Origin of the sequence: Melaminivora alkalimesophila (assembly GCF_000282995.1) — a bacterium.
In the GTDB taxonomy this organism is placed as follows: Bacteria; Pseudomonadota; Gammaproteobacteria; order Burkholderiales; family Burkholderiaceae_C; genus Melaminivora; species Melaminivora alkalimesophila.
In genome coordinates, this window is the sequence record NZ_ALEE01000378.1 from 1 (window position 1) to 9,265 (window position 9,265).

General features: G+C 63.8%; 8 protein-coding genes and 3 pseudogenes. 1 reads left to right on the forward strand and 10 read right to left on the reverse strand.

Annotated elements, in window-relative coordinates; genetic code table 11:
• Positions 1-26: 26 nt before the first annotated feature.
• A pseudogene (locus A612_RS07160) lies at positions 27-593 on the reverse strand (LysR family transcriptional regulator); the annotation flags it as partial.
• Positions 594-1,004: 411 nt separating this feature from the next.
• On the opposite strand from A612_RS07160, the pseudogene A612_RS16495 reads away from it, so the two are divergent.
• A pseudogene (locus A612_RS16495) lies at positions 1,005-1,528 on the forward strand (LysR family substrate-binding domain-containing protein); the annotation flags it as partial.
• A 76-nt stretch (positions 1,529-1,604) separates the two neighbouring features.
• On the opposite strand, the gene A612_RS07165 reads toward A612_RS16495, so the two are convergent.
• From A612_RS07165 to A612_RS07195, 9 genes and pseudogenes are all read right to left on the reverse strand, one after another.
• Entirely contained in the window at positions 1,605-2,078 is a 474-nt protein-coding gene (locus A612_RS07165; protein WP_019373830.1) for a cytochrome c, read from the reverse strand.
• 48 nt (positions 2,079-2,126) lie between these two features.
• Positions 2,127-3,326, reverse strand: a complete 1,200-nt coding sequence (locus tag A612_RS07170) for a lipid A deacylase LpxR family protein (protein WP_019373831.1) — start codon at positions 3,324-3,326, stop codon at positions 2,127-2,129.
• Complete coding sequence (locus A612_RS07175; RefSeq protein ID WP_019373832.1) at positions 3,323-4,189, reverse strand: LOG family protein; 867 nt, start codon at positions 4,187-4,189, stop codon at positions 3,323-3,325. The genes A612_RS07170 and A612_RS07175 overlap by 4 nt, the downstream gene beginning before the upstream one ends.
• On the reverse strand, positions 4,189-4,512 hold the full coding sequence (locus A612_RS18140) for an MBL fold metallo-hydrolase RNA specificity domain-containing protein (RefSeq protein WP_409371950.1): 324 nt from the start codon (positions 4,510-4,512) through the stop codon (positions 4,189-4,191). Before A612_RS18140 ends, A612_RS07175 begins: the two co-directional genes overlap by 1 nt.
• A gap of 15 nt (positions 4,513-4,527) precedes the next feature.
• A pseudogene (locus A612_RS07180) lies at positions 4,528-5,597 on the reverse strand (MBL fold metallo-hydrolase); the annotation flags it as partial.
• A 7-nt stretch (positions 5,598-5,604) separates the two neighbouring features.
• Positions 5,605-5,814: a YgaP family membrane protein gene (locus tag A612_RS16500; protein ID WP_075807026.1), complete on the reverse strand. Its 210-nt coding sequence runs from the start codon at positions 5,812-5,814 to the stop codon at positions 5,605-5,607.
• Between the two features lie 20 nt (positions 5,815-5,834).
• The gene (locus A612_RS07185; RefSeq protein ID WP_019373833.1) at positions 5,835-7,373 is read right to left on the reverse strand and encodes an efflux transporter outer membrane subunit; all 1,539 of its coding nucleotides are present in this window, start codon (positions 7,371-7,373) and stop codon (positions 5,835-5,837) included.
• Positions 7,370-8,488, reverse strand: coding sequence for an ABC transporter permease (locus tag A612_RS07190; protein WP_019373834.1), 1,119 nt, complete (start codon positions 8,486-8,488; stop codon positions 7,370-7,372). The genes A612_RS07185 and A612_RS07190 overlap by 4 nt, the downstream gene beginning before the upstream one ends.
• Positions 8,489-8,492: 4 nt before the next feature.
• A partial coding sequence (locus A612_RS07195) for an ABC transporter permease (protein WP_019373835.1) occupies positions 8,493-9,265 on the reverse strand: 773 nt, incomplete at its 5' end.

Genomic DNA, 9,265 nt, shown 5'->3' on the forward strand with positions numbered 1-9,265 from the left:
TTGGCACGCCTGAAGGGGGCAGGTCAATAGCTCACCACTTCCTGCAACGGCACTTCCTTGAAGGCTACAAGCGGGTGCCGTGCGGGCAGGATCACTACCAAGGGGTCGGCCCACAACGGCTGAGCAATGATCCCGTCCTCCACTTCATTGACCATTGCAAAGCCGGCGTCGAACAGATCCGCGTTCAGCCCCTGCACGAGTTCGGTCAGCGGTACTTCGGAGAGCCGGATGTTTACCTGCGGCGACTCTTCGCGGCACAGCGCAAGCAGTGCTGATAGCCTCGCCCGTCCTATGTCTCTCGACAGCGCGATGCGCAATATGCCCTGAAAACCGGAGGCAGCAGCCTTCGCGCTGGCCACTGCCTGCTCAACGCTCAACATGACGCGGCGGGCGTCGTCGAGGAAGACTCGCCCTGCCCAGGTCAGGGTTGCGCCCCGCGGCGTGCGACTGAGCAACGTCACGCCTAGAGTTGTCTCCAGCTTGCGGATCGTGCGTGATAGAGGAGATTGTTCTATGTGCAGCCGCCGAGCGGCTCGGCCGAAGTGCAGCTCCTCGGCTACAGCGATGAAGCAGCGAAGATGACGTAAGTTCATGCGCAGTCCCTCGTGACGTGACCAGTCCTTATGATCGTAGGGAGGCGCATGGGTGCGGGGAAGAGACCGACATGTCTTGCATGTGTCTGCCGTCGTCGGCTCACTGCACGCGGGCAATGGTGTCCGGAGTTATTGCAACGCTGCTTGAACGCGGGCGGCGGTCATGGCGGATGGCTAGAGCACTTGCACCAGCGCGCCTCGCGTAGTCTTCTGTGGCCGCAGCGACCCGAGGGAGACATTCGCGGCGTCTTACGCAAGCCCCGACGACGAGCGATTTGGTCTGTCGATACGGGCGGCGGCGCGGGGTCTGAAGTTCGCGCCAGCGGGCAACGCGCCGGATGAACTGTCGATGTGCATGTCGCGGCGACTTCGAAATCGCCACCTGTAACCGCGCTGCTGAAGCACTGCGGCCGGAGCAGCCGCAGCAAGCGGCTGACGCGGGCGGACAAGCAATTCCTGGAACATGTGCCGCGCATCTTCACTGCCTTGCAGCAAGCCCGCGACAGCGTGAGGGCAGCGGCCAACGGCTTTCACGGTCAGCAACGCATTGCGCTGTCCGATGGCATCACCCCGTCGCGCTTGCCGACCTTGCTGGCGCTATGCCGGCAGGAGGAGCCCGAAGTCGAGTTGCGCCTGTTCGAGGTGCCACTGTCGCAGCAAATCAAGGGGCTGCATGACGATCTGTATGACCTAGGGCCCAGTCTGGTGAAGTGGGTGACGGCATCGTGGCTAAGGTGCTTTGGAGCGACCCCCTCATGGTCGCGGTGCCGGCATGGCATCCGCTGCTCAAGCACAAACGTATCTCACTGGACGAGGTGCTGCGTTATCCGATGGTGCCGTGTGACCCACATGCATGCGGGAGTCATGCACGTCAGATCCAACGAGTGCTGCGGCGGGTGAAGCAGGAACCCGTGATCGCTGAACGGGTGGCTTCTTGGGAACCTGGAACTCGTCGAGGTATATCGATTGGATAGGGGCTAGTCTTCCGTCAGCAGGTGTAGCCATCCCCTGCTAGCGACTTCCATAGAACTTTTCCACGAACGAGCGACGGTAACTCTGGTGGCAGGCTAGGCAGCTTTGCTGGGTCTTGGAGAAAGCCGCGATGACTGCTTGGCCGTCACTCCGCTTTGCGGCCTCGCCCATGGCGGTCGCGGCGTCATGCACCTGTCCATCAAGACCCCGAAACTTTCCAGCGCCTGCCCCAAGCCAGGCAAGGATGCGCATCTTTTCCGACATGGGCGGCTCGGCATGCTTGGCGATTCGTGGTGCTAGCTCGGCGACCAGTGGCCAGTCTTCTTTGGAGATCGCGCCCGTGACGACTTGCATGTCGCGCCCGAGTCTTTCCATTATGGTACGAAGCGCCATTGGCTTTGCCGCCTCTGCGGACTGCGCACCGAGTGCCGTGGCGAAGGTTGCCAAGAGCACGGACAGCGAGACTGTGAAGAACGATCTGGGTTTCAAGGGCTGGTTCACGAATTTCTCCATTGATGTTGTGACGAATGCTTTGGGTCTAACGAATGGTTGCAGGTGTCCTCAAAATTCCAAGCTCAGCGCGATCGATCCGAATGCGTGATGGCCCGCCTGCTGGTCGAACTCGCGGGTTCTCCAAACGCGCATCACGGCGAGCCGTACGCCACGTCCAGCAACGATCCATTGGCTGCTGATGCCGAGAGCTGCTTGCGCGATCCAAGGCCGCCGGCTGACGTGATGGCTATGCCGGAACATGTTTCCGTCGAGTGAGAAGTCCCAGGCGACGGCTTTACCCTCCAGATTCAGGAAGACATGTGCCCCAGGTTTGGGCGCCAGGACCGACTGCGGCGTTGTCGTGCGCAGATCGGCAACACCAGAGGGCGGGCGGTTCTCTGCGCCAGGGCGGATCGGATAGCTGCCGAAGTCGTTCGGTATGTTCCAGCCCGCGCGAAACTCCACGCCGGTACTGGCGGCGGTTTCGATGTTTCCGACCCGCAGGGCATAGCTGCCGATCACGTCGCTGCCCCATCCAGGGCGGACCGCACCCTCCGTGTACGGCTTGAACTTGCGCTCCATAGCCATCTGAAACGCCGGCTCGTTGCGCAACTGGTTGTCCCAGCCGCGAAATCGCTCAATGCCGCGTGCCCGATGCACCAGATCCTGAGATTGCTCGGCCAGCGACCAGGGGCCGATCACGCCCAGCGTCAGCTCACGCACGTCAAGCATTTCGTAGCTGGCGGCTTGTGGGTGGATGCGGCGATTCCACGCCAAACCCAGGTAGAGCAAACCAGCGTACGGTCGGTCATCTGGAATCACGTCGGTGCGCGTCTTGTTCTCGGGCGTGTACATGGACTGGCCAAAGCGCACGACGAGGTTTTGCGACGACGAGTGGGCGCCGGCGTCGTGCCAGAAGCCTGGATCAGCCCAGCCGATGAAGCGGGCGTACAAGCCAATCGGCTGGGGCAGGCATTCCGGACGGAGCCCGCCTTGCAGATCGCGTGAGACTGCTGTTAGCGCGACACCGTTGGTGTAGTTGCGATCGGAGCCGGTGAACAAATCGTTCTCCAGACGCAGAGTGCCGCCCCGCCAGCGCAGGGATTGCTCTGGTGAGCAGGAGGAAGGATTTGCAGAGAGCGAGACTTCGGAACCGAAAGCAGCAATCGGGCTGAACAATGCACCCGTAATCAACAAGGCGGCGCACTGCATCGGCTGCCGCACCTTGGTGCCGCGCAGGCTCCAGAGATACCCGTCGATGCCAATCATGTTGCCCCATCGCCTGCCGCCCTGTTGACGTAAAAGCGTTCGAGGGCACTGACGATTTCCTCCGCTTCGTCTACGCAGGTGAACAAGTCGAGATCGGATGGAGAGACATAGCCTTCGTCGAGCAGAAGGTCGAAATCAACTACGCGACGCCAGAATGCACGGCCGACCAGCACTACCGGAATACGCTGCATCTTTCCGGTCTGGATCAAGGTGAGCACCTCGAACAGCTCATCGAGCGTTCCATAGCCACCCGGGAATGCCACCAAGCCCTTGGCGCGCAACAAGAAGTGCATCTTGCGCAGCGCGAAATAGTGGAATCGGAACGCCAAATCCGGGCACATGTAGGGGTTGGGTGCCTGTTCGTGGGGCAGCGTGATGTTGAGGCCAATCGAACGTGCGCCAACCTCGAAAGCACCGCGGTTGGCGGCCTCCATGATGCCGGGCCCACCTCCGGTGACGACGACGAAATCACGGCGGTTTTGCTGCTGGAAACGCGCCGAAATAAGGCCCGCGAAACGCCTCGCTTGCTCGTAGTGACGTGCCTGTTCGACCCGGCGATTGGCTCGCGCAAGCTCTTGCCGCAGCCCGACATTCTCCGGAGTGACGAGCGCCTGACGCTCCAGCGCGCGAAGGCGGGCTTCTGCCGTCTCGGCATCGCTCACGCGTGCGCTGCCGAAGACTACTACCGTCGAGCGAATGCCTTGCTCGTGCAGGATGCGGTCAGGCTTGAGCAGTTCGAGCTGCAGTCGCAGCGGCCGCGGTTCTTCCTGGCCAAGCAGCTCGATGTCTTCGTACGCAAGACGGTACGTTGGCGACTCGCGGATGGCGCGCAGGCGTTCATCGAGATCTTCGGCGGGCTTCATCACTCGTGCGCCAGAAAGTCCGGCCAGCGCAGCGCATGACCATACTCAGGCACCGTGACCTGCCAGCCGAGTTGCTGTTGCAAGAGTTCGGCGAAGGTCTGGGCGGCGGACAGTTCCCCATGCACCACGAAGGTTTGCGCCGGGGGGTGAATAAAACCCCGAGCCCAATCCAGCAACGCCTTTTGGTCGGCATGCGCCGAGAGGCCATCCACGCTGTGGATCGCAGCACGTACCGGAATGTCCTCACCGAAGATGCGCACGCGTTCGGCCCCCTCGATCAGGCGCCGGCCAAGCGTCCCCTGCGCCTGGAAACCGGGAAACAAGATGCTGCATTCGCGGCGTGGCAAGTTGTGCCGCAGGTGGTGCGGATGCGTCCCGCATCGCACATGCCGCTGGCAGAAATGATGATGGCTCCGGAGCGGATCCGGTTCAGCGCCATGGACTCCTCAGCGCTCGCTGTGAAACTCAGGTATGGGAGGTTCTCGCCGCGCGCGTGCCAGCCGGCCAACCGCTTCGCCTGTTCGTCGAACAATTCGAGATGCTCGCGCGTGATGCGCGTGGCCTGCGTGGCCATCGGCGAATCGACGAATACCTTCGGTTGCCGCAGCCGCCCCTCGCAGGTGAGTCGGTGCAGGTGATAAAGGATTTCCTGGGTTCGGCCGACCGCGAAGGCCGGCACGATGACATTGCCGCCGCGTTCGAACAATGTCTTTTCGACGATGCCGATCATTTCCTCTTCGGTCGCCGAGAAATCCTTGTGCTGGCGGTTGCCGTAGGTGGACTCGATGACGAGGATGTCGGCGTCCTCGATGGTTGTCGGGTCGCGCAGTATCGGGCGCCCCGGCTGGCCGAGGTCGCCACTGAAAACGAGCTTTGTCGGGTAGCCATATTCGGTGACCCAGACCTCGATGATGGCCGACCCAAGAATGTGCCCGGCATCGCGGAAACGGGCGCGCACCCCGACGCGGGGCGCGAACTCCCGGTCGTATTCGATGCCTCGCACCTGCTGCAAGCAGTCGCTGGCATCCTGCAGCGTATACAGCGGCGGCAGTGCGTCCTTTCCGCGGAGTCGCTGCGCATTGCGTTTTGCATCGCTCTCCTGGATGTGGGCACTGTCGGGCAGCATCACGCCCAGCAGATCAACCGTGGCGGGAGTGGCGTAGATGGCCCCCTTGAACCCGGCGCGCGTGAGTTTGGGCAATAGCCCACTATGGTCGATATGGGCATGGGTCAGGAGCACGAAATCAATCGACGCCGGGTCGAACGGGAATGGCTCATGGTTGCGCGCCGCCGCCGTGCGGCCGCCCTGAACCATGCCGCAATCCACCAGGAAGCGTACGTTGAGCGCTTCCACCAAGAAACACGACCCGGTGACTTCGCGCGCAGCGCCCAGAAAATGCAGTTTCATGGGATGCTCACTCCGGTTTTTTCTTTTGTATCGGGCAAGTGCTCAGGCCAAGCAGACGGTAGCCCGGACAGCGGCCTGCCAGGCCGGTGAGGAGTGGCATGATTCCAATGAGTCCCAGCCAACGCCAGGATGAGTCCAGCCACAATGGGAGACTGAGCATAATCAGTCCGATGACGATGCGCACAATGCGGTCGAGATTTCCAACGTTGATTTGCATGACGGTCTCCTTGTGTTGAATCAGCGGCTTGAAAACGCGACGGGGGCGGCAGCGCCCCGCAGCGGATGGGTTGCGGTCGATGCCGTCGTGGATACGTCCCAGCCACCACCAAGGGCCTTGTACAGCGCCACCAGTTGCACGGCGGCGTTGGTATGCGCGCGTGCGGCTGCGGTTTCTGCCTCGTGCAGACTGCGCTGGGCAGCCAGCAGTTCGACCAGCGCAATGTCGCCCGCCGCGTAGCGCGCCTTGGCGTGGCCGTAGCTGGTGCGCGCGGCATCCAGTGCCATACCGCGGCGCTCCAGTGTGTCCAGCCCGCCGTGGTAGTCGCCAAGCGCGCGCTCGGCATCGCCCAGCGCCGCCAGCACGGCCTGCTCATAGGCCAGCGCGGCCTGTCGCTCGGCCGCCTCGCGTGCCCGAATTTCGGCTCGCACACGGCCACCGTCGAACAGGCGCCAGGAAATCAGCGGCAGGATGGAAAAACGCGAGCTGGATGCATCGAACCAATCGCCCGTACTGAGCGCTTGGAACCCGCCGCCGACACCGATGGAGAGTTTGGGGAACAACTCGGCCGTGGCCACGCCGATGTCGGCGGAACTCGCTGCCAGGTGACGTTCCGCAGCCAGCACGTCCGGGCGCCGGCGCAGCATCTCTGCGCGCTCGCCCACCGGCAGCGCCCGCAGCGTGCTCGGCGTCAAGGGGCCATCCAGCAGTGCCAGCTCCCGCTCCGGCGGCGCGCCCAGCAGCACGCCCAGGCTGAGTATCGCGGCGCGCTGACGCGCCTGGATATCCGGGATGAGCGCGTTGACTGCTGTCCATTGGGCGTACGCCGCCTCCACGTCGGCGGCCGACGCGTCGCCCAGCGCATGCCGCAGGCGCACCAATTCCAAGGTCTGCTGCAGCGTATCCAGTGTGGCCTGTTGTGCGTGCAACTCGTAGCGGGCGCCGACGGCGGTGAACCAGGTGCGCGCGACCTCGGCCACGATGCGCATGCGTATGCCCTGCGCCTCGGCTTCGGTCGCCTGCAGGCGGGCGCTGGCGCCTTCCAGCGCCCGCCGCTTGGCCCCGAACAAGTCGGCCTCCCAGGCCGCGTCGAAGCCCGCGTCGTAGATGGTCTGCGTGGCGTCAAGGCCGGGGATCGAACCTACGGGCAGGGGTCCGTTCTCGCTTTGACGGCGCCGGTTGACGCTCGCGCCAGCGGCGGCGGTGGGCAATGCCTCGCCGGCCACACGATCGCGCAGGGCGCGTGCCTCATCGATGCGTGCCGCAGCGTGGCGCAGATCCAGGTTCTGTGCCAGCGCCGTGGCCATCAGGCGATCGAGGATGGGATCGTCCAGTGCAGACCACCATTGGCTCAAGTCTGCGGACTGGGATTCGCTTGCCAACGGCAAGCTCCAGCCGCTGCCGACGTCGACCGGCGGCGGCTCGCGGTAGTCGGGGCCCACGCTTGCGCAGGCAGTCAGCAGCACGCAGGACAGGGCCAGCGCGAGCGGACGCGCGCGCCCAGGGGTCAGGCCGGTGACGGTTGCGCGAAGAAAGGGAGTGCGGGGCTTGGATTTCATTGCAGGCGTCCTCGGACGAATACGGTGGCCATTGTCAGCGTGGCGAGGGCGATCACCGCGAGTGGCCAGAGATTGGCAAGAATGTCACCGGGCGGCATGGCCTTGAGAAAGCTGCCTTCGACGATGATGAGGAAATGGGTCAGTGGAATGGCCTGAGCCAGCCATTGCAGGACGACAGGCATGTTTTCCACAGGCGTCGCAAAGCCGGACATCAGCACCGCCGGCACGCCGACGGCGAACGCCCCCAGGATGGCCTGCTGCTGCGTCATGCTGACCGCGGAAATCATCAGACCGATGCCGACCACCGACAGGATGAACAGCACCAGACTGGCGAGCAGGAGCGCAAACGAGCCCGTAAACGGGATGCCGAACAGGAAGACGCCCGCGCTGATCATGAACAGGCCCAGCGCAGTGCCAATTGCGAGTGCCGGCAGTGATTTGGAAATGATGATCTCTGGCGTCGAGGTGGGCGACACCAGCAACTGGTCGAAGGTTCCGAGTTCACGTTCGCGCGCAATCGACAGCGAGGTGATGAGCAGCGCGCTGAACAGCGCCAGGATGCCCGTCAGGCCGGGCACGATGAACCAGCGGTAGACCAGATTCGGGTTGAACCAGTGGCGCACGACCACGGGCGTTGGTGCCTGGGCGTCGGGCACGACCTCGGCGCCGACATCGGCGGCGATGGTGGACAGATAGGCCACGGTGATCTGCCCGGAGTTGCTGCGCCGGCCATCGACCAGTACCTGCACGCGGCCACTTTCGCCGGCGGCGATGGAGCGCGAGAAATCGACGGGAATAGCGAGCGCGGCGATCACCTCGCCACGGTCGATCAGCTCGTGCAGCTGCTGCTGGCTGTCGACATGCCGGACGTGGGTGATGAAGCTGGCGCTGTCCAGGCGCTGTACCAACTCGTGCGACCACCGCCCCGCATCCTGATCGTAGACGGCGATATCGACGTTGCGCACTTCCAGCGTCGCGGCAAAGGCAGACACCAGCAACTGCAGGATCGGCGGCACGAACACCACCATGCGGCTGCGCGGGTCGCGCAGGACGCTGAGTACTTCCTTGATGAACTGGGCGCGCAGGCGGGTGAACGAGAATGCGGAAGTCAACATCGCGTCACTCCAGGTTCTTGCGCGTGGCGCGCTTGGCGATCACGAAGAACAGCCCCCCGATCGCCGCCATGGCCGCCAGGTTGGGCAGGAACACGGCCCAGATGTCGCCGACCAGGAACACCGTCTTCAGCGAATCGACGAAGTAACGCGCCGGAACCAGCCGGGTGATGGCGCGGATCGGTGCCGGCATGGCGTCGATCTCGTACAGAAAGCCCGACAACATGAAGGCCGGCAGGAAGCCCGAGAACAGCGCAATCTGCGCGGCCAGGAACTGGTTGCGTGCCAAGGAGGAAATCAGCAGACCCTGACCCAGCGCCGGCACCATGAACACCGCCGACAGCAGCAGCAGCGCCGCCAGCGAGCCCCGCATCGGGACCCCGAACACGAACACCGCCAGCGCCGCCGCACCCAGCGTGGACAGCATGCCGAGCACGAAGTACGGCAGCAGCTTGCCGATCAGGATTTCGGCCACCGAGGCCGGCGTGGACAGCACCGCCTCCATGGTGCCGCGCTCCCATTCACGCGCCACCACCAGTGCAGTCAGCATGGTGCCGATGATGGTCATGACGATGGCGATGGCACCGGGAATCAGTGCGCGGCGGCTTTCCAGCTCGGGGTTGAACCAGTAGCGCGGTTCCAGCATGACGGCCTGCGCTGGTGCTCCGACGTCCAGTCCGGCACGCCAGGACTGGACCACGCCGCGGGCGTAGTTCTCGACGTAGTTGGCGGTATTGGGGTAGGAGCCGTCGGTGACGATCTGCACCAGCGGCTCGCTGC